General features: G+C 58.0%; 21 protein-coding genes and 1 pseudogene. 7 read left to right on the top strand and 15 right to left on the bottom strand.

What is annotated here, in order from left to right; all coding sequences use genetic code 11:
• Positions 1 to 16 precede the first annotated feature (16 nt).
• The 3 genes from nhaB to ACQ4OB_RS26095 all read right to left on the bottom strand — a co-directional run bounded on the left by nhaB (position 17) and on the right by ACQ4OB_RS26095 (position 3,397).
• A complete protein-coding gene (gene nhaB / locus ACQ4OB_RS26105; protein WP_074876395.1) occupies positions 17 to 1,519 on the bottom strand; it encodes a sodium/proton antiporter NhaB in 1,503 nt (500 codons plus the stop codon).
• 78 nt (positions 1,520 to 1,597) lie between these two features.
• A complete protein-coding gene (locus ACQ4OB_RS26100) occupies positions 1,598 to 2,887 on the bottom strand; it encodes a hypothetical protein (protein WP_430956729.1) in 1,290 nt (429 codons plus the stop codon).
• Positions 2,888 to 3,127: 240 nt separating this feature from the next.
• Positions 3,128 to 3,397 (bottom strand): hypothetical protein, encoded by a 270-nt coding sequence (locus tag ACQ4OB_RS26095; protein WP_074876399.1) that lies wholly within the window; start codon positions 3,395 to 3,397, stop codon positions 3,128 to 3,130.
• Positions 3,398 to 3,739: 342 nt separating this feature from the next.
• On the opposite strand from ACQ4OB_RS26095, the gene ACQ4OB_RS26090 reads away from it, so the two are divergent.
• The gene (locus ACQ4OB_RS26090; RefSeq protein WP_102614747.1) at positions 3,740 to 5,065 is read left to right on the top strand and encodes a sigma-54 dependent transcriptional regulator; all 1,326 of its coding nucleotides are present in this window, start codon (positions 3,740 to 3,742) and stop codon (positions 5,063 to 5,065) included.
• 58 nt (positions 5,066 to 5,123) lie between these two features.
• Here ACQ4OB_RS26090 and ACQ4OB_RS26085 read toward each other — a convergent pair whose 3' ends face one another.
• The 6 genes from ACQ4OB_RS26085 to ACQ4OB_RS26060 all read right to left on the bottom strand — a co-directional run bounded on the left by ACQ4OB_RS26085 (position 5,124) and on the right by ACQ4OB_RS26060 (position 10,546).
• Positions 5,124 to 6,404 carry a hypothetical protein gene (locus ACQ4OB_RS26085; RefSeq protein WP_430956728.1) on the bottom strand — a complete coding sequence of 427 codons (1,281 nt, stop codon included), beginning with the start codon at positions 6,402 to 6,404 and terminating at the stop codon, positions 5,124 to 5,126.
• Between the two features lie 46 nt (positions 6,405 to 6,450).
• On the bottom strand, positions 6,451 to 7,191 hold the full coding sequence (locus ACQ4OB_RS26080) for a hypothetical protein (protein ID WP_430956727.1): 741 nt from the start codon (positions 7,189 to 7,191) through the stop codon (positions 6,451 to 6,453).
• Between the two features lie 34 nt (positions 7,192 to 7,225).
• Positions 7,226 to 7,906 (bottom strand): C39 family peptidase, encoded by a 681-nt coding sequence (locus ACQ4OB_RS26075; protein WP_074876407.1) that lies wholly within the window; start codon positions 7,904 to 7,906, stop codon positions 7,226 to 7,228.
• 62 nt (positions 7,907 to 7,968) lie between these two features.
• Positions 7,969 to 9,483: a heme utilization protein gene (locus tag ACQ4OB_RS26070; RefSeq protein WP_102614744.1), complete on the bottom strand. Its 1,515-nt coding sequence runs from the start codon at positions 9,481 to 9,483 to the stop codon at positions 7,969 to 7,971.
• A gap of 51 nt (positions 9,484 to 9,534) precedes the next feature.
• Positions 9,535 to 10,107 carry an adhesin gene (locus ACQ4OB_RS26065; RefSeq protein WP_074876411.1) on the bottom strand — a complete coding sequence of 191 codons (573 nt, stop codon included), beginning with the start codon at positions 10,105 to 10,107 and terminating at the stop codon, positions 9,535 to 9,537.
• 1 nt (position 10,108) lies between these two features.
• Positions 10,109 to 10,546 (bottom strand): hypothetical protein, encoded by a 438-nt coding sequence (locus ACQ4OB_RS26060; protein WP_102614743.1) that lies wholly within the window; start codon positions 10,544 to 10,546, stop codon positions 10,109 to 10,111.
• Here ACQ4OB_RS26060 and ACQ4OB_RS26055 point away from each other — a divergent pair.
• Positions 10,524 to 10,745, top strand: coding sequence for a hypothetical protein (locus tag ACQ4OB_RS26055; RefSeq protein WP_146011582.1), 222 nt, complete (start codon positions 10,524 to 10,526; stop codon positions 10,743 to 10,745). The genes ACQ4OB_RS26060 and ACQ4OB_RS26055 overlap by 23 nt on opposite strands.
• 132 nt (positions 10,746 to 10,877) lie before the next feature.
• On the opposite strand, the gene ACQ4OB_RS26050 is transcribed toward ACQ4OB_RS26055, so the two are convergent.
• Entirely contained in the window at positions 10,878 to 11,402 is a 525-nt protein-coding gene (locus ACQ4OB_RS26050) for an AAA family ATPase (RefSeq protein WP_430956725.1), read from the bottom strand.
• Positions 11,399 to 11,962, bottom strand: a complete 564-nt coding sequence (pnuC, locus tag ACQ4OB_RS26045) for a nicotinamide riboside transporter PnuC (protein WP_430956724.1) — start codon at positions 11,960 to 11,962, stop codon at positions 11,399 to 11,401. Before pnuC ends, ACQ4OB_RS26050 begins: the two co-directional genes overlap by 4 nt.
• A gap of 9 nt (positions 11,963 to 11,971) precedes the next feature.
• Between pnuC and ACQ4OB_RS26040 the strand changes: the two genes are divergently transcribed.
• Positions 11,972 to 12,268, top strand: coding sequence for a hypothetical protein (locus ACQ4OB_RS26040; protein ID WP_430956723.1), 297 nt, complete (start codon positions 11,972 to 11,974; stop codon positions 12,266 to 12,268).
• Here the strand turns inward: ACQ4OB_RS26040 and ACQ4OB_RS26035 are convergent.
• Complete coding sequence (locus ACQ4OB_RS26035; protein ID WP_074876419.1) at positions 12,249 to 13,883, bottom strand: methyl-accepting chemotaxis protein; 1,635 nt, start codon at positions 13,881 to 13,883, stop codon at positions 12,249 to 12,251. The genes ACQ4OB_RS26040 and ACQ4OB_RS26035 overlap by 20 nt on opposite strands.
• Positions 13,884 to 14,177: 294 nt before the next feature.
• Between ACQ4OB_RS26035 and ACQ4OB_RS26030 the strand changes: the two genes are divergently transcribed.
• Together ACQ4OB_RS26030 and ACQ4OB_RS26025 are read left to right on the top strand one after the other, a co-directional pair.
• Complete coding sequence (locus ACQ4OB_RS26030; RefSeq protein WP_074876421.1) at positions 14,178 to 15,008, top strand: undecaprenyl-diphosphate phosphatase; 831 nt, start codon at positions 14,178 to 14,180, stop codon at positions 15,006 to 15,008.
• Entirely contained in the window at positions 15,005 to 15,433 is a 429-nt protein-coding gene (locus ACQ4OB_RS26025; RefSeq protein WP_430956722.1) for a DUF1294 domain-containing protein, read from the top strand. The genes ACQ4OB_RS26030 and ACQ4OB_RS26025 overlap by 4 nt, the downstream gene beginning before the upstream one ends.
• Here ACQ4OB_RS26025 and ACQ4OB_RS26020 read toward each other — a convergent pair.
• Both ACQ4OB_RS26020 and ACQ4OB_RS26015 read right to left on the bottom strand, forming a co-directional pair.
• The gene (locus ACQ4OB_RS26020) at positions 15,430 to 15,789 is read right to left on the bottom strand and encodes an MmcQ/YjbR family DNA-binding protein (protein ID WP_076031196.1); all 360 of its coding nucleotides are present in this window, start codon (positions 15,787 to 15,789) and stop codon (positions 15,430 to 15,432) included. The two genes, ACQ4OB_RS26025 and ACQ4OB_RS26020, sit on opposite strands and share 4 nt — an antisense overlap.
• Positions 15,786 to 16,694 carry a LysR substrate-binding domain-containing protein gene (locus ACQ4OB_RS26015; RefSeq protein WP_430956721.1) on the bottom strand — a complete coding sequence of 303 codons (909 nt, stop codon included), beginning with the start codon at positions 16,692 to 16,694 and terminating at the stop codon, positions 15,786 to 15,788. Before ACQ4OB_RS26015 ends, ACQ4OB_RS26020 begins: the two co-directional genes overlap by 4 nt.
• A gap of 130 nt (positions 16,695 to 16,824) precedes the next feature.
• On the opposite strand from ACQ4OB_RS26015, the gene ACQ4OB_RS26010 reads away from it, so the two are divergent.
• A complete protein-coding gene (locus tag ACQ4OB_RS26010) occupies positions 16,825 to 17,436 on the top strand; it encodes an FMN-dependent NADH-azoreductase (protein ID WP_102614739.1) in 612 nt (203 codons plus the stop codon).
• Positions 17,437 to 17,624: 188 nt separating this feature from the next.
• Entirely contained in the window at positions 17,625 to 18,662 is a 1,038-nt protein-coding gene (locus ACQ4OB_RS26005; protein ID WP_074876429.1) for an alpha/beta hydrolase family protein, read from the top strand.
• Positions 18,663 to 18,680: 18 nt separating this feature from the next.
• Here the strand turns inward: ACQ4OB_RS26005 and ACQ4OB_RS26000 are convergent.
• A pseudogene (locus tag ACQ4OB_RS26000) lies at positions 18,681 to 19,870 on the bottom strand (MFS transporter).
• Positions 19,871 to 19,928: the final 58 nt, after the last annotated feature.

The raw sequence follows: 19,928 nt of genomic DNA, 5'->3' as shown, positions 1-19,928 counted from the left end.
TATTTTTTGGTCGGTGTTACAACCAATAACTCACGGCATACCAGCCAAGAACACCCATCACCACGGTGTACGGCAACGCCATCCACACCATCCGCCCGTACGACAGGCGAATCAGCGGTGCGATCGCTGAAGTCAGCAAGAACAAAAACGCAGCCTGACCATTGGGTGTCGCCACGCTCGGCAGGTTGGTGCCGGTGTTGATCGCAATCGCCAGCGTCTCGAAATGCTCTCGGCTCATGTGGCCGGAGATGAAGGCCTGTTTGACTTCGGTGATGTAAATGGTCGCGACGAACACGTTATCGCTGATGGCCGACAGCAAGCCGTTGGCGATAAACAGCATGCCCGGTTGTTGATCCGCTGGCAGCGCCAGCACCCAATGGATCAACGGGGTGAACAGCTGCTGATCGTGAATCACCGCCACCACCGCGAAAAACACCACCAACAGCGCTGTAAACGGCATGGCGTCCTTGAACGCGTTGCCGATTCGGTGCTCGTCGGTGATGCCAGTGAATGCGGTGATCAGCACAATCACCATCAAGCCGATCAGGCCGACCTCGGCAATGTGGAGCGCCAGCCCGACAATCAGAATCAGCGCTGCCAATCCCTGCACGATGAGCGCTGCACGTTGGCGCGAGGTGCGTTCGGCATCGTCTTCTGCCGCGTAGTTGGCCAGAATCGCGCGCACGTTGTCCGGCAACAGCGTGCCGTAACCGAACCAGCGAAGTTTCTCCAGCAGGACGCAGGTCACCAGGCCCGCCACCAGGACCGGCAATGAAACCGGGGCGACTTTCAGAAAGAACTCAGAAAAGTGCCAGCCCATCTCGTGGCCGATCAGCAGGTTCTGCGGCTCACCTACCAATGTGCAAACACCGCCCAGTGCGGTACCCACGGCTCCATGCATCAGCAGGCTGCGCAGAAAGGCGCGGAATTGTTCGAGGTCGGCGTGATGGAGGGTGGGCAGGTGCTGGTCATCGCCAAACTCACTGTCCTGACGCGGATCGTTGCCTGAGGCGACGCGGTGATACACCGAGTAAAACCCGACGGCTGCACTGATGATCACGGCGGTCACGGTCAAGGCGTCAAGAAACGCCGACAGGAACGCCGAGAGGAAGCAGAACATCAATGCCAGCAGCGCCTTGGAGCGAACCCCGAGCAGCAGCCGTGAGAACAGAAACAGCAGCAGGTCTTTCATGAAGTAGATGCCGGCCACCATGAACATCAGCAGCAGGATCACCGGGAAGTTGTGCACCAGCTCGTCGTAGAGTGCCTGGGGCGTGGTCATCTTCAGCAGCAGTGCTTCGATCACCAGCAGGCCGCCGGGCATTAACGGATAACACTTGAGCGCCATCGCCAGGGTAAAGATGAACTCCAGCACCAGCAGCCAACCGGCCACTACCGGGCTGACGGTCCAAAACACCAATGCGTTGAGAATCAGGAAGCCGACAATGCTTGCCTTGTACCAACGGGGTGAATGCCCGAGAAAATTGTGCGCGAACGCCTGAGCCATTGAACCGGGCATCGGCTACTCCTTGTATTAAGAAGCGCGCAACTTGCCGTAAGAGCAAGGGAAGATCAAGTGCAAGAATATTGTGCGGGCCTATCCCAGATAGCGCGCGACAACCGCCCGATAATTGCCATCGAGTGAATAACCGCCTACGACAATGTTTCCATCGGCCTGCATGACCACTGAAGTCGCGGTATCCAGGCTGCGGCCAAGGCGGGTGCGAACCCAACCGGTGCCATTGCCGAAGCTGCGATCGAGATGCCCGTCGGGTAGATGTCGCGCCAGAATGAAATCCGCCTCGACGCCGCCGATCGTGGCTCCGACCGTCACCACGCTGCCGTCCGGCAGTGCCGTTGCGTCGGTCCACTGGCAGCCACTGTGGCCGATTTCCAGCAATTGGGCCTGGCCTCCATTGCAATGAATGTCCGGGCGCCCGTTGCTGTGTATTTTCAGTGCCAGGCAGTGCATCGGGTCGCGGCTGCTGCCAAAGCACTGCACATCACCGTTTTCGTGTTGGACGATCTGGCTGACCTGAGCGCTATAGCCACGTGCCTTGAAGGTCATGAAACCATCCACGGCGAAACAATCGTCGAGCCTGCCGTCGATGTGATAGCGGGCCAACAGACCTTCTTCAGGAAAGTTGATCGAGCCGCCCACCAGGATCCGGCCGTCTCGTTGCACTATCAGGCTGCTGAGCCAGGTGTTCATCAACAAGTGCCTGGCAATCACGAAGCCACGACCGTTGAAGGTGTTGTCCAGCGAGCCGTCGGTGTTGAGCCGTATCAGCATGCCGACATGATCGGACAGTTCGAAGTGATGATTGGCCAGTAGCAGGATCCGACCATCCTCCTGCACGCAGACATCACAGGCTTCTGCGCCCGGTACGCCGGGGGGTAGCCAGGTGTCACGCACGCCTTGGGAAAGATCGCCCGGCAGACGCACGACGCAGCGGCCATTGTCGCCAAAACATTGTGCCGGCCGCCCATGCTGATCAAACAGGGCGAGGGCGGGCACTGTCCGGTGAGCATTTTCGTAATGCAGGCCGGCTACCAGTATGTGCCCATCGGCCAGTACCTGGACTTTGCCGGCCATGGCTTCAAAGCCGTGTTGAAATTGCCCGATGACGCTGCCTTGGTTGCCGAACGCCAGATCCGCCGAGCCGTCCTCGAGTAAGCGAGCCAGGCCGAAGCGGCTGCCGCCTGGCGTTCCGACCTTCGCTGCGACTAACAATCTGCCGCTTGAATCAATCGCAACTCCGTTGGCCATGCTTGAAAGGCTGCCAGCGAAATACACTTGGGTTTTGCCGGACGAGGCGAAGGCTGTATCAAGTTTGCCGGCGTCACTCAGGGTTGCCGGTAATGCAAACGCGGTCTGGATTGACATGCACGCAGCTCCTTGCGAGTCGTCCTGAACCGGGAGTTTGGGTGGCGACTGTATAAGGAAACATTCAATCCCTGAACGGCTGAATGCACAACTGTCATAACTAACAGGCGGAGGGTCGCTGTGTGCCAGAACAGTGTCTTTTCGACCCACTGAGAAGCCTGCCAAGTAGTTAGGCGTGTGCGGTTTCGAAAAGTAATCGGGGGAGGGCGCGGGCTACCCTTTGGTAACCCGCAAAAACGCTTAGTGTGGCATTGACCACGATTGGAGTTTGTAACCCTCCTCGCTCAATTCCGCACGTGCCGCTTCAAGCAGGCATTCAAGTTGCGCAGGATCGGTATAGGCGCTGCTTGGGATCTGCTTGCGGCCGATGCTGCGGGTATTGGTGCGGTCGATAACGGTCAGGCAGAGTTCGCCATTACCATCTTGTGGGGCCCAGGCCACGCACTGGAACGGTTGGAATGCGCGGTCGGCAATCAAAAGAGCTTCGTTGATGCGGAGCGGGGCGTTCATGGGGTTTTCTCTCTGTATGCCCAATCAAGTGATGTGCCGTCGGTTGGGCTTACCGTTCGGCTGGTTACTTGTACTGATGCCCGCAACCGGGGGGCGGGTCACATACAATTAAAAGAAATATCAACTTTCTTTGATGGGTTCAAGATTTGGACAGGCGTTGAAAGCTGAATGAAAGGAATGACTCGTTAGGTAACTAACCAAGTCGCTTCTTATAACTAATAACGCAACCGCTCTATAGTCAAACGATACAAGGTCACGTCAAATTATTGCTAACGTTACAGCCAGATCCGCCAAACGACTGTTTTTAATAATATTTCATAAATTTGGCGCCAAGGAACAGTCATGATCGAAGTGCCTGCCTTACGACGTCTGTTAGTAGTGGACCCTTGCGACGATTGTTATCGTCTGCTGCCGGGTTTGCGCTCTGTGGGTTGGGATGTTGACAGCTGTACCCTGGAAAATGTTGCCGATAAAACCTGTGATGTCGGCCTGTTGCGTTTGCAACCTTTTCACCTCGAACACCCGGAAGCCGTCAAAGAGCTGATCAGCCGTAGCGGTACCGAATGGATCGCCGTCCTCAACCAGGAAGTCCTGCGCTTGCAGAATGTCGGAGACTTTGTCTGCGAATGGTTCTTCGATTTCCATACCTTGCCATTCGATGTATCCCGGGTTCAGGTGACGCTGGGCCGGGCATTCGGGATGGCACGCCTGCGTGGGCAAGGCACGGTTCACATTGATTCGCCTGAACACGAACTGCTTGGCGACAGCAAACCCATTCGCGAACTGCGCAAGTTGCTGAGCAAGCTGGCGCCCACCGAGTCTCCGGTATTGATCCGAGGTGAAAGCGGTACCGGTAAAGAACTGGTCGCACGCACGCTCCATCGACAATCCCAACGTCACAGCAAACCCTTTGTCGCGATCAATTGCGGCGCAATTCCCGAACACTTGATCCAGTCCGAACTGTTTGGCCATGAGAAGGGGGCCTTTACGGGCGCCCATCAACGCAAGATCGGGCGGATCGAAGCGGCTAACGGCGGCACGCTGTTTCTCGACGAAATCGGTGATCTGCCCCTGGAACTGCAGGCGAACCTGTTGCGTTTCCTCCAGGAAAAGCACATCGAGCGGGTAGGCGGCAGTCAGCCGATTCCCGTGGATGTACGGGTGTTGGCCGCGACCCATGTCGATCTTGAGGCTGCGATCGAGAAGAAGCTCTTTCGCGAAGATCTGTATTACCGCCTCAACGTGTTGCAGGTCGCGACCGCGCCCTTGCGTGAGCGCAATGGCGATCTGTCGATGCTGGCCAACCACTTTTCCCATTTCTACAGCCATGAAACCGGCCGCCGTCCGCGCAGCTTCAGTGAAGACGCGTTGATTGCCATGGGCAAGCATGACTGGCCGGGCAATGTGCGCGAGCTGGCCAACCGGGTACGTCGCGGGTTGGTACTGGCCGAAGGCCGGCAGATCGAAGCGCGAGACCTGGGCCTGATCAGCCAGCATGTCATTGCCGCGCCGATGGGCACGCTGGAAAATTACAAGCACCGGGCAGAGCGCCAGGCCCTGTGCGATGTGCTTAACCGCCACAGCGATAATCTGAGCATCGCCGCCAAGGTGCTGGGGATCTCCAGGCCTACCTTCTACCGGTTGTTGCACAAGCATCAGATACGTTGAGCGATTGCAGGATCAACAAAAAACCCGCTGAAAAAGCGGGTTTTTTGTGGGTGCCGAATCAGAAGTAATACGGGAATTTCAGGCTGAAGGAAAAGTCTGGCGAGTCGTCGGTCAGGCCGATGGCCAGGTTGGGAACAATCGTGAGGTTATCGGTTGCTGCCAACGTCATGCCGATGTTGAAGTTGGCCGAGTTGTAATCACTGTTGGTAATCGATTGCCAATCGCCACCGTCCGGCTTGATCTTGCTCTTGCGGGCGAACTGGTCGGTGAACGAGAACGACATGCTCATCTTCTCGTTCAAGGCGAAAGCGATGCCGGCGCCGACCTGCCAGGAATTGCCCAGTTTCACGTCACCGGGCACCTTGGCGTTGACCTGAGGGCTGATGTCGCTGAAAGAGTCTTCAATGTTGTAGGTGTAGGCCAGGCTGCCAAACAGCACGGCCGGGTCGAAGGTCTTGACCAGCGAGATACCCGGGGTGATCGACCAGACACCGTTACCGGTAGGCAAGTCCTCGGGAACCGAAAGGTTATCGTTGCCCGGGTCATTAACCAGCTTGATGCCGTAAGGGTCATCACCGGTTGGTGCTTTGACGCGCAGTGTAACGACCGCATCGGGCAGGTTGGCCGACTCATCCAGAAACTTGTAGGCAACGCCAACGTTCACGTCGCCGATGGTCGGATCGCGGGTAACGGTGGCGTCCGTCGTCACCGGGCCTGCGCCGCCGGCGCCACCAGAGGAATACGTTGATTCGCGATAAACCACGGGGACGTTAATGTCGAACTGCCAGCGTTGTCCGGTGTTGTAGCGGGCGGTCAGGTCCAGGGTCCAGTTATCTGCCTTGATACGGTCGATGTTGATGTTGCCGAGGAAAATCGAGTCCAGGGCCAGAAAGCCGTTAAGTACCAATGCGCGGGTATCGTAATGCGTGTAGGTCAGGCCGGTTTCGAAGCTGAACTTGCCGCCACCGAAGAAGCCGCTGGCTTCGTCGTACAGGTTGGAAACGCTTTGCGCAGGCTCCGAATCATCCTTGAGCGACTGGCCATATGAACTGCCTGTGGTTCCCGGCGCACCAGCGGCCAGCGTCTGGCCACCCTTTGGCGTTTCGGCGGGGGATTTGGTCAGGCGTTTGGGAGCCGGTGTTGCAGGTGTTTCTTCGACTTGGCGAACGCGTTGCTCCAGTACCATCAATGCGTTCTGCTGTGCTTCGTAACGCTGTTTCAACTCCATGAGTTCTTGTTTTAATAATTCGACCTGGGGGTCCGGTGCTGCGTATAGCAGTGTCGCCGGGGCCAGGCTACTCAAACAAACGATAGCTCTGAACGTAAACGATCGGTGCATGGGTTAGCCGTCCCTTCTGACTTCATCTGATGAGACTGAGCGTAGATCAGAATCCCTGGGTGCGAAGACCTTTGAGCTGGTCCAGATTGCCGTTCAGCGAGCCGGCTGTCGCCATGTTGTCACGCAGCACGACATTGAGAGACGTGATGTTTCGGACCTGGTTATCAGCGCCGAGCAAAGTCGTGTTCTGCATCAGCCCACCCTGGCCCAGGCGTTGTACGGTATTGCCCTGGTTGTTGTTGGCCACGATGTTGAGTTGCATACCCGTACCGTTCGAAGAAACGCTCAGCGAGCCCGCGCCATTGGCGTCGGTCAGCGTCGAGCCTGCGGCTAATGCCTGACCCTGCTGTTGCGTTGTTGGCGCCTGATTAGACCTTGTGACGTTGATATCAACGTTGTTGTAGGCAGTGTTGTGGTCGCCGGCAGCACGTACGACTTGAGTGACGCCTTCGGTGGTATTGAGGCCGCCGCCGCCGGTCACGGTGCCGGTGCCTTGCGAGCTCGCTGAGCCATAACCTTTTTCATTGATTATCGACACATAGAATTGTGGCTTGATGGTCGATTGTTGGATTTGCATCGAGGACGTTGCCCCGATCACTTCACCGTTGGCATTTTGCCAAGTACTGGTCATGACGATGCCGAAACTGATGATCCGTCCCGGCATGACATAGCGGCCGCGCAGGGATGCCAATTCGTGATCGTTGAGTTCAATGGGTTTGAGCGTTTGTGCCTGGGTCGGCAGGCTGGCGGCCAGGCAAACCACGGCCAGCCAGATCGGAGTCTTCATTGGAATGCTCCCGGAGCGTCGTGCTCCCTTGTTATTAGAAGAAGTCGCTTTGGATGAATCCGAAGTCCATCAACTCTGCGTCTTGCACCGGGCTGAAGGTGTTGATGCGGTTCTTGGCGGTCAGGGGCAGGGGTGGGTCGAGCAGTGCATTGGTTTTGTCGTAGCCCTGGCCGATGACGGCAAAGATGATGCCGTTCCAGCCTTTTACAAAGTCTTCGACTTTGTAACGTTTATGACCGAGTACCGGATCTCCGATGTATACCCAGCCGTTATGAACCCGTTGCATGACTACAAAATGTTTGTAGCCACGGATATCCATGAGTACCACGACCGGAATTTTGATTTCGCTCAACGTTTCCGTCGCTACCCGGTAACCACGGGCCCGCATGCCGAGACTTTCCACGTAACGCTTCATGTCGAGCATTGAAAAGCCCTGGACGCGGACAAGATCCTGATCGGAATGTGCCAGCATGCCTTCGATGATTTGTTCTTCGTCTACATCCAGCCAATAGGCCTGGCGCAATATCGTCGCCAGCGCCGCTGCGCCGCAACTGAAGTCGGTTTTCTGCTGTACCAGGTCGGAAAACTTGCGCTCACGAATGCTTTGGATCGGCTTATATACCAACCCGCCACCCGGCAGGACGGAAAGCGGCAGTTGTGCAGCCTCGATAACACTGGCCACGCAAAGCAGGAACGCCAAGGCGATAATGCGCATAGCGGGATGCCTTCTGGTGGTGTTGAAAAAGGCCCCCGTAAGGGGGCCTCCAGAGACAGCAATCAGAACGACTGGTTGGAAATGGCCAGCGAGTTGCTTTGTTGGTTGCCCACACCGGCAGCTACGTTGACGCCCAGGTTGCCACTGCCGCCATTCACCGAACCGCTCAGGGTTGCAGTGTTGGTCACAGGGTTGGCCCAGCCAGTTGGAGTCAGCACTTGATAGGAGTAGGTGTTGCTCAAATCATATGAGCTGCTTTCACTCCAGCTTCCCGCTTTGGCGTACTCAGATTCGGACGACTTGCTGCCCGATTTATCGTACGAGGACGCGGTCGATTTCTCGAACGAAGCATCGAACGCTTTCTCGAACGACGATTCGCGCGATTTGTCGTACGAGGATTCATGCGATTTGTCGTACGAGGAGTCACGGGAATGGTCGTACGAGGAGTCGCGTGAACGGTCGAACGAGGAATCGCGCGAACGGTCGTACGATCTGTCTACCGCTACATCAAGTGTTGCGTCAACCGATGCGCTAAGCGATGCCTCGGAACTGCTGCTGCGGGTGCGATCGCCAAAGCCATTATTGTAGGTAGTGGACCTGGACGCCGCCGCCTCTGCGTCCAAAGTAGCGCCCAAGGAAGCGCTCAAGGATGCACTCGAAGAACCGCTAGCACTGCTGCTGTTGGAACCGCTAGCACTGCTGCTGCTGGATCCGCTCGCAGAACTGCTGTTGGAACCGCTTGCAGCGCTGCTGTTGGAACCACTTGCAGCGCTGGCGGATGAACCGCTTACATCAATGCTAAGCGAACCGCTGGCTTCGGAGCTTTTGGAACCGGCCGCAGCCCAGCTCGAAGAAGCGCTTTGACTGCCGCTAGCCTCGAAGGACTTCTCGCGAGAGGCACTACCACTAGCAGTTTTGGTAACCGTAATGGTATCCACGCGGTAGGTCCGGTCAGCGGTGTTGTTCACTATCAGGCCAGGACCGTCTTGATTGGCGGAGGCGGTGGCTCTTGCGCTACCGAGTGGAGCATTGGTATTGGCAATTGCCATGGTGTTTTTCTGTTGGTTCAGATCGCCGCCAGCAATGTTGACACCCACGTTGCCGCTGCTGCCGTCGGCGGATCCACTCATCACGGCAGAGTTGGTTACGCCGAAGTTGTCGACGCGGTTACGGTTGCTGGTTTGCCTGACGTCAGCGGTGGCATTGGCAGTGCCGAACACGAAGCTGTTATCGATCGCGGCGTTGTCGGAGGCTGCGTTAGCGATCGCGGCGGCGTTGTCTTGCTGGTTGCCGGAACCTGCCGCCACGTTGACGCCGACGTTGCCGCTCGCGCCTGCGGCCGAACTACTCATCTCGGCTGAGTTTTCTACCCCTTCATTCCAGATGCGGTTGCCGGTACTGCTTTGTCTGTCGTTAGCATTGGCAGTCGCGCTGATAGGGATCATTTTTGCAGGAGGGGTGTGATGGCCACCGTTGTGATGGTGACCACGCCGATCGTTTTGCCCAGCTTGTGCAGCAACAGCCAAGACCGCAGCGATTGCAAAAACCAGAGGTTTTATTGCCATCGAAGGTTTCATGGTGGTTCTCCGTACTTATTTTAGGTTAAGTGTTGTACCTACCTGTTTGGGTCAATCCATGACCCGTACGCTCAGGGTGTTGGCCGTTCGGTTTCCCACCCCTGCGCTCTGATTCAACTGGATCACCCCACGGCTACCGGTGAAGGCCTGATCGCTGGTAGCGACCTGGCGATAGCCTGGTGCAGAGTCAGTTGGATCGGAGTTGATGATCAGCGCCACGTTCTGTTGCCTGAGGACGCTGTCGTCGATGCTTTGCGGCTGTGTGCCGATGCTTATACGCAGGGCATTGGCCTGCTGGTTGCTGGCGCCCGCGCTCTGGTTGACGCCCAGAACACCGTTGCCCTGGCTGAAGGAGTCGCCTTGAATGCTGGATCGCGCATCGATCCTGGGGTCGACCACCGTACGCAGTCGTTGGCGAATCTGCGTGGTCGCATTGGCTCCATGGCCAGCGGCGATGGCCCGGGCGTTAGCCTGTTGCTGTAGATCGCCGGCAGCCTGGTTGACCGCGAGGTTGCCCTGGTACTGCGTGCCCGAGCCGTCGATGGTGGCGTTATTGATGACGGGAGATTGGGCGAAGGTCGATGCACTGCAAAACATGGCAATAATCAGCAGCGTACGATTCATCTTAACGGTCTCCCGTTATGACTTTCAGAGCACCCAGGCCTTGCTGGACGCTTGAATTGACCATGTTGGCAATACCGTTTCCGGCATTTCCAGAGCGCCCGGCGGGGAGGTTGGAAAGCTGGGTCTGGTTGCTGATATTGCCGCCCAGGTTGTTGGTGTTTTGAGTGACCAGGCGGGAGATGCCTGCACCACTGGCAACACCGGCAAAGTCGCCATCGCTCAACTCGTTCGTTTGACTGATGATTTGTTTGGACGGGTTGGCGTTGGCGGTCGTGGGGCTAGGATCGGGAATTATCGGAGCACGCGTTGCCATGCGCGGTTGGACATCACGTTTGATAATAATGATGCCGTTGTCAGCTTGTACGGGCATGCAGACACTTGAGCCCAGTGCGCATCCGATCAGCAGGAGGCCATAAATGCTGTTATCAAATTTCCCCACGACGGCAATTCCTTCTGTAAGTGGAACGCTGGCCCTTATCAGCGTTGCGAGGGAGAGAGCAGAAGGTGTGCCGGTTTTGGTTTTTCTTTTGAAAACAGTTAGTTGGCTTTATTTGTTGATAGAGTCAAAAAAGTTTGTAACGCCGCCGAGACATCGCTACGTGAAAATGCCGTCCAGGCTGGCGGCATTTGCTCGCTAACGGCGCAGAAGGCAGGTTGTATCGGTGGCTTAACATGTTCTTGCGGGAATGCTTGAACCGCTTTAGTACGCGGGTTTGCTCGGGGGAGGGTGTTTCAGTAATGGACATTTGCGGCAGAGCGGTGGGGGGCGCTCAGGTGTTGAGCAAGTGCGTCACAGCCTCGAATGCTGCGTCCTTGCGTTGTTGCCAGTCACCTTGCAGCACCTGGAAAGGTTGATGGTGCAGGTCAAGCCATTGGCGGCTGGCCTGGAAAAATGCCAGACGTTCCGCCAGTTGCGGCTGGCAACGTTGTCCGTCGTCATGCCAGTCCACGGTTTCAGGACTCAACAGCAAATGTAGGTCATAGTGCCGTGCCAGCAAGGCTTGTTCGATCCACGTCGGGCAATCGCCAAACAAGGTCTGGCTCCAGAGAATGTTGCTCAACAAGTGAGTGTCGAGAATCAGCAAATGCGGCTGCCCAGCGCGTGCCTCGTCTTCCCATTTCAGCTGTCCGCGAGCGATTTGCGCAATGTCGGCGAGGCAGGTGTCTCGTGGGTTTTGTTCGATGAACCAGCGTACATATTCGTCTACCAGAATCCCGCCGAAATGCTGTTGCAACTCGGCTGCCAGCCAACTCTTGCCGCTGGACTCGGGGCCTGTGAGTACCAGGACTTTCATGTGCGCAACGCCGGATCGGCCCGCCATTCCCGCCAGCCTTGCACGGCAATCACGGCGAACAGCGCGTAGAGCCCGGCAGTCAGGTACAGGCCTTTGTAGATAAACAGCCCGACGAAAATTATGTCCAGGGTGAACCACAACGGCCAGCATTGAACGCGTTTTTGCGCCATCCATAACTGCGCCACCAGGCTGAAGCCAGTGAGTGCCGCATCGAGCCAGGGTTGTGCAGCATCGGTCCAGTTCGCCATTGCAGCGCCGAGCAACAGACTGCCGACCGCGCCAATGGCCAGACTGATAGCAACTGATTTACCGTCGAGCAGGCTGACCTGCCGACCATGTCGCGCGCCACCCGCATGTGTCCACTGCCACCAGCCATAGAGCTGCAATGCGGCATAGATCACTTGCAGGAGCATGTCCGAGTAGAGCTTTACCTCAAAAAAGATCCAGCTATAAAGCAGCACCATGACCAGACCGATCGGCCAGCACCAAGGGTTCTGTTTGACCGTTAACCAGACGGCAATGACACCGAGGGCAGCGGCAAACAGTTCAAGCCCGGACATGGAGGTTCCTTGGGGAAAGTCGAAGAGGGGGGCGATTGTAACGGCAGGCGTGGCCAAGTAGAACCGGCATCCTCTGTAGCAGCTGACGAGCAGCGCGAGGCTGCGTTCGGCTGCGAAGCAGTCGTGAAATCAGACACCGCGGTGCATCAGAAAAAACTCGCAGGCAGGATTGACGACTGCTCTGCAGCCGAACGCAGCCTCGCGCTGCTCGTCAGCTGCTACACCGCCGAACGCAGGCTCGCGCTGCTCGACAGTTGCTACACCGCCGAACGCAGGCTCGGCGTCGTTACACCCGGAACTGCTTGAGCAGCCCGTTCAATTGCTCACTCAATTCCTTCAGGTGGACGCTGGCCACGCTCGACTGTTCGGCGGCCAGCGCAGTGCTGTGGGACAAACCGGCGGCCTGGGTGACGTTCTGGTTGATGTCCTCGACCACATGCGCCTGTTGCAAGGTCGCGCTGGCGATGGAGGCGTTCAACCCGTTGAGGTTGCGCAGCGCCTGGGCAATGGCATTCAGGCTGGCGCCGGCCAGGCCGGCCTGCTCGATGGTCAACTGCGATGCACGGCTGCTGTCGCCGATCACTTTGACCGCCGCTTCGGAGTGACTTTGCAGGCGTTCGATCATCGACTGGATCTCGGCCGTGGACTTTTGGGTACGCTGGGCCAGCAGTCGCACCTCATCGGCCACCACCGCAAAACCGCGACCTTGCTCGCCGGCGCGAGCAGCTTCAATGGCTGCGTTGAGGGCCAGCAGGTTGGTTTGCTCGGCGATGGAACGGATCACTTCGAGAACGCTGCCGATCTGCGTACTTTCAGCGGCCAGGGTACGAATCACGTCCACTGCCTGATCGATGGTCGACGACAGTTTGTCGATCTGTTGCAGGCTGCCATCGATGTTGACCTGGCCTTGCTGCGCCTGAGACTCGGCATCGCGCATTTCGCTGGCGGCGTGCTCGGCGTTTTTCGCAACGTCGTGGACGCCATACGTCACTTCATTAATGGCTGTGGCCACCAGTTCCATTTGCTGGGATTGTTGTTGACTGCGTTGCTGGGCCTGGGCGGCGTCGTTGCCCAGTTCGCTGGAAGACTGGCCCAAGGCACTGGCGGACACTTGCAGCTCTCTGATCACCAGCCGCAGCTTGGCGGTGAAGGCGTTGAAGTGGCGTGCCAGTTGCGTGACTTCATCCTGGCCATGGGTGTCGAGGCTGCGGGTCAGGTCGCTTTCGCCGCTGGCGATGTTGGCCATGGCGTTCACGGTTTCCTGCAAGGGACGCACGATGCTGCGGGCGATCAGGATGACCAGCAGCGCCATGATCAGCGCAATCACCAGTCCCACGAATGTGGCTTTCCAGACCTGGCCATAGAACTCGGCCTGCATGTCATCGATATACACGCCGGAACCGATTATCCAACCCCAGGGCTCGAAGAGTTTGATGTAGGACGTTTTTTCTACCGGAGCGCTGGCGCCCGGTTTCGGCCAGCGATAGTCGACGGTACCGGCACCCTTGGACTTGGCGACGGCGACCATTTCATTAAACAGGGCAAAACCGTCCGGGTCGCGGATCGCCGAGAGGTTCTGGCCGTCGAGTTTCGGGTTGGCCGGGTGCATGATCATCACCGGCGTCAGGTCATTGATCCAGAAGTAGTCATTCTGGTCATAACGCAGACCGCGAACGGCGCTCAGTGCCTGCTTCTGCGCCGCATCGCGAGTGAGGGTGCCGGCAGTTTCGAGGCCATGGTAATAAGTCAGAATGCCGCTGGCGGTTTGCACCACATGCTGGGTTTTCTGGGCCTTGGCCTGGTACAGGTCATCGTGAATCTGCTTGAGCATCAAGACGCCCAACGTCATTAGCATCAGGACGGCCACGATCAAGATGAGCCACAAGCGTCGGCTGATCGACATACTGCGCAAGCTGTTCATAACGCTGTCACTCCGGTTTCTTTTTCTTGTAAAAAATGATCGCCAGCATCCAACCACACTTTGCCAATCGGTCATATCCGACCCAAGTCCAACAACGCGGCAGCGTTAATCAGACTTGTCTGATAGGATTTCGGCCCCGCGCGGAAAAACCTGAATCCAAGTCGATTTTTCACGGAATTTTTATGGTTTCGTCCGGATTCTATGCGTGCGGCGCAGCAGCGACGCTGACCGCAGTCAACGTTGTGAAAAAATATTAATGGGGCATGCCGTAGCGCATTGCTTCTTGGGGGATTGATGGATCTTTGGACTGCCTTTTCGGCGTTGATACTTGGGGTGGTAGAAGGGCTGACGGAGTTTTTACCGATTTCCAGTACCGGTCACCAAATCATCGTGGCGGACTTGCTCAATTTCGGTGGCGAACGGGCCATCGCTTTCAACATCATCATTCAGCTGGGGGCGATTCTGGCGGTGGTGTGGGAGTTCCGCCGCAAGATCTTCGATGTGGTCATCGGTTTGCCGACCCAGCCGAGCGCTCGACGCTTTACCGCGAACCTGTTGATTGCGTTCATGCCGGCCGTGGTACTTGGGGTGATTTTTTCCGATTTGATCCACGAGTACCTGTTCAACCCGATCACTGTCGCGACGGCGTTGGTTGTGGGCGGGATCGTCATGTTGTGGGCCGAAAAGCGTCAGCATGAAGTGCATGCCGAAACTGTTGACGACATCACTTGGAAAGATGCCCTGAAAGTCGGCTTCGCCCAGTGCCTGGCGATGATTCCCGGGACGTCACGCTCCGGCTCCACGATCATTGGTGGCTTGTTGTTCGGGCTGTCGCGCAAGACCGCTACCGAGTTCTCGTTCTTTCTGGCGATGCCGACCATGGTCGCTGCGGCGGTTTACTCGGGCTACAAGTATCGCGACCTGTTCGTTCCGTCTGATTTTCCGGTGTTCGCGATCGGTTTTGTCACGGCGTTCATCTTCGCGATGATTGCCGTCAGAGCCTTGCTGGTGTTCATCGGCAGTCACAGTTATGCGGCGTTCGCCTGGTATCGCATCGCGTTCGGCCTGGTCATCCTGGCCACCTGGCAGTTCGGCTGGGTCGACTGGACGGCGGTCAAGCCATGAATGATGGCAGCACGCGCAACAACCCCGGACGCAAGCCCTCAGGAGTGATTCGCAATCTCCAGCTGAAACTGTTGGTGTTTGCGGTCCTGTGCGCGTTGCCGCTGTTTGGCTCGATCTCGTTGTGGCTGCGTGGGGTTTCGGTGATTCCCCTGGTGGCTTACGGGGTCGTCAGCCTGCTGGCGTTCTTGCTGTACTGGAGCGACAAGCGCAAGGCACGCTCTGACCATTGGCGCACGCCGGAAAACGTGTTGCATGCGGTGGAGTTTGCCGGAGGCTGGCCGGGCGCCTTACTGGCGCAGCAGCTGTTCCGTCACAAGACGCGCAAGCTCTCGTATCAGTTGGTGTTCTGGATCATCCTGCTGATGCATCAGGTGTTCTGGATCGATCAATTGTTTCTGGGTGCAAATCTGCTGGCGCTGTTTTAAAGCAGCAGCCCGACCTGGGTGCGCTTGGGCAACTTGCTCACGACCAATTGATGGGAACGCTGCAACAAACCTTGCAGCTCTTCACGGCCCAGCGGGTAGGGCGTTTCCATGATGATCCACTGAGCCCGCGCCAGATACGGCGCCGGGCGAATTCCCGGGCGGTCGCAATGACCGAGAAACAAGTCCTTGTCGACCTTGAAGGCCAGGGATTCGCCCCGCAGATTCTGCAAGGCAAACATCTTGTTCCCGGCAATCGAAAACACCCTTACGCCACCCCACTTGTAGTCTTCCCGCGCACCCGGCAGCGCGAGACAGAATTGCGCGACATCTTCTTCGCTCATACGTCCAGCTTTCATATCAGTCGGTCCCCGCAGGCATTGAATGATTCGATCAAATGGTCGAGCCAGGCGCGTACGGCCGGCATCACTCCGCGCCGATGAGGGTAGACCGCTTGCAGCCAGCCGCCAGGCAACGACCAGTCGGGCAGCAACTGTACCAGCGAGCCGTCTTGCAGTTCCTGCTCGCAATACATCATCGGCAGCATGGTAAAGCCCTGGCCGGCGAGGGTGCAGGCCTTGCGCACGATAAAGTCATCGATGCCCAATCGCGCTTCGAGGGTGAGGTCGCAGCTTTTGCCCTGTTGGTCGAGCAGGCGGATATGCACCAGGCGATCGGCTTCCAGGGCGCCGAGTACGGGCAGCTTTCTCAAGTCTTCGGGGTGATTGATTTTACGTCCTTGCAAAAAGCCGGGGCTGGCAACCATCGCCATCTGCGCCTGGCGCAAACGTCGGGTGACCAACAGCGGATCCTCATCGCCCAAATCACGCACCCGCAATGCCACATCGACGCCCTCGGTCACCAGGTCGACGCGGCGGTTGAGCAACATGACTTCAAGCTGAACCTGAGGATACTTCTCAAGGAAATTGCTGATCACTGTCGGCAGAATTTCGTGGGCCAACCCGACGGGGCAGGACACCCGCAACCGCCCGCGAGGTTCGCTGGACATACTGGCCACGGCTTCGTCGGCCATTTCGGCTTCCAGCAGCATTGCCTGACAGTGCCGCAAGTAACGTTCACCGACGGCGGTCAGCTTCAGTTGTCGGGTGGTGCGTTGCAGCAGGCGCGCGCCGAGGCGCTCTTCCAGCTCGGCGATGCGCCGCGACAATCGCGACTTGGGAATGCCGAGCAAACGCCCGGCCGCGGCGAAACCTCCGGCTTCAACCACCTTGGCGAAGTAGTACAGATCATTGAGGTCTTGCATGGAGGGTGCTCGATTGTTCTATCAGTGGGACGAACTATCGCATTGTTGCAGTCTAATCAGCTATTGGTTTCGCCTGTAGGATTCTCCCCATCAGATCGCCACGTAGCGATCCTCACCTGGAGATCCCCCCATGAAACTGCTGCATATCGATTCGAGCATTCTTGGTGACAACTCGGCTTCCCGTCAGCTGAGTAGCGAAGTCGTTAAAGCCTGGCAAACCACCGAGCCGACGGCCGTGGTGACCTACCGCGACCTGGCCGCCGATGCCATCAGCCATTTCTCCGCCACGACCCTGGTCGCCGCCGGCACCACCGCTGAACTGCGCAATGCCGCCCAGCAGCACGAAGCCGAGTTGAGTGCCACCACCCTGGCCGAGTTCCTCGCCGCCGATGCCGTGGTGATTGCAGCTCCGATGTACAACTTCACCATCCCGACCCAACTCAAGGCCTGGATCGACCGCATCGCCGTCGCCGGTCAGACTTTCCGTTACACCGAAGCCGGTCCTGAAGGCCTGTGCGGTGGCAAGAAAGTCGTCATCGTATCGACTTCCGGTGGCCTGCATGCCGGTCAAGCGACTGGCGTGGCTCACGAAGAGTACTTGAAGGTGCTGTTCGGCTTCATCGGCATCACCGACCTCGAGTTCGTCCGTGCCCATGGCCTTGCCTACGGTGACGAAGTCCGCACCAAAGCCATGAGCGACGCGCACACGCAAATCAGCGAGCAGTTGTTCGCCGCCGCGTAAGGCCTTTGTAAAGAAAATCAAACAGCTCGAGCAGCACTCAAAAAACTCTGTATTCTGATCACGCAAGTGCCAGATACGGAGTTTTTTGTTTCTGGCTGTTTCTTGCTGTTTAGAGTTTCATTAAATAGTGGCCCGAGTCATGCAGTCGAGGGTTAACGTCCCCGGTCAGTAGCCAGGTGGAACCTTCCATGGTGCGTCTTTGTGCAACCTTGCTGATTTGCCTGCTCAGCAGCCTGAACTCGGTGCACGCCGCGCCTGCGCCGCATCCTCACTGGAGCGTCGGCTTCCATGAGATGAGTTTCCTTGACCCTCTGGATTTGCAGCCGATGCGCGCCATCGCCTTCTATCCTTCCAGCGACAAGGAACACTCCAGCCTCCTCGAGGGCTACACGGTCGAAGCGGGCGAAGACACCCGAGTCGCTATCGGCCGTTTCCCGATGCTGATGCTGTCCCACGGCAACACCGGAACCCCGCTGGCCTTGCACGACCTCGCCACGTCGCTGGCACGCAAAGGGTTTGTGGTGGTGGCGGTGATCCATCCCGGTGACAACTCCAAGGACCACAGCCGCCTCGGTACGTTGAGTAACCTTTACGGTCGGCCCATCCAGATTTCCGAAGCCATCACCGCGACGCTGGGCGACCGAATGCTCGCGCCCTTCGTCAATGCCGATCAGATCGGTGTAATCGGTTATTCGGCGGGCGGGGAGACGGCGCTGATTCTGTCCGGCGCGACACCCGACCTGGACCGTCTGCGCCGCTATTGTCAGGAGCGCCCGGACGACCGCGATGCCTGCAACACCCAAGGCGAATTGATTGCGGATCGTGATGACTTGCAACCGGTGGCAGACCCGCGGGTTCGCGCCTTGCTGCTCATGGCGCCGTTGAGCCTGAAGTTTGGCCGCCATACTCTGGCCGATGTGCATGTGCCGGTGCTGCTCTACAGCGGCGACGGCGACAAACTGGTGGCGTTCGACAAGAATGCCGCCGCCCTGGCGCGCAAACTGCCGATTGCACCGGACTTCAAGTTGCTGGCGGGGGCAGGGCACTTTGTGTTCCTGGCGCCGTGCAACGAAGAGCAGATCATCGCCATGCCGGCGCTGTGTACCGATGCCGATGGCGTCGATCGCAAAGACATCCATCGCAACATGATTTCCGAAGCCGGGCGTTTCTTCTCACATGCCCTGGCCAAGCCGACCCGCGCCGGAATGCAGACCGCCGATCAATAAGAAATCCTTGTAGGAGTGTCAGGCCATCGCGCGGCGTTTCAGTAACAACGTCAGTCCCAGACCAGTTACAGACAACATTGCCGCACTGAAGAAAATCCACGAATAGCCCAGGTTCAATGCCACGGCGCCCATCAACGGCCCGGCAATGGCCAGCGCCAGGTCGAAAAACACCGCGTAAGCACTCAACCCCGCCCCTCGACTGGAATTGGGCACTTGCTTGATCGCTTCGACCCCCAGCGCCGGATACACCAGCGACAGACCGAACCCGGTCAGGCCTGCGCCGATCAGCGCATAACCGGTCGAAGGCGCGAGCCACAGCAACACCAGGCCCACCGTTTCAATGCTCATGCAGGCAATGGCCGAGGTGAATCCACCAAAACGGCTGATGCTGGAGATGAACAACAGTCGCGCCAATATGAAACACACGCCGAACACCGTCAGGCAGTAAGCCGCGCCGGCCCAGCCACGGCTGACGTAATACAGGGTAATAAAAGTGGTTAACGTGCCGTAACCGATGGAGGCGAGGCTCAGGCTCGCGCCGAACGGCGCAATGCGCCCGAACACCGCCCAGAACGGCAGGCGCTCGCCGCGAATCACCGGCACCGAGGGTTTGTTTCGGATCAGCACCAACGCCGCGAGCGCCAGCACCGACAGCGCGATCCCAAGACTGGCGAATCCCAGTTCACCGACCATCACCACGCCCCCAGTGGCGCACCGATGGCAATGGCGCCGTAGGAGGCGATGCCGTTCCAGGAGATCGATCGCGCGGTATGTTCCGTGCCCACCTGACCCATGCACCAACTGATGGTGCCGACCCCGATCAGGCCCTGGGCAATCCCCAGCAACAAGCGGCCGGCGATCAGGATCAACAGGCTCAGCAACGGAAGACTTTGCAGCAGCGTTGAAATCAACGTCAGCACGCCGCTCAACACAATCCCCGATAACCCGTAAACAATCGCCCGCTTGGTGCCGATGCTGTCCGACAGACGCCCGGCCATCGGGCGGCTGAGCAGGGTGGCCAGGTATTGAGAGCCGATGGTCAGCCCCGCGATGATCGCGCTGAAACCCAACTGCTCGTGGACATACCCCGGCAACACCGCAATTGGCAGACCGATGCAGAGGAAGGCAATAAAGGTATAAAAGACGATGGAGACGATCTGCAGGGTGATCGCCAGGGAGCTTTGCGGTGGCAGCTGCTGCACAGACATGAGGGCTCGTTCGCGGGCGGCGGTAGGAGAACCGCATCATGGCGTGGGCGAAAAATAA

Origin of the sequence: Pseudomonas sp. ES4, assembly GCF_050586665.1 — a bacterium.
Taxonomy (GTDB): Bacteria; Pseudomonadota; Gammaproteobacteria; order Pseudomonadales; family Pseudomonadaceae; genus Aquipseudomonas; species Aquipseudomonas frederiksbergensis.
The sequence above is the reverse complement of the archived record's forward strand: the minus strand, read 5'-3'. Positions and strand labels throughout refer to the sequence as shown.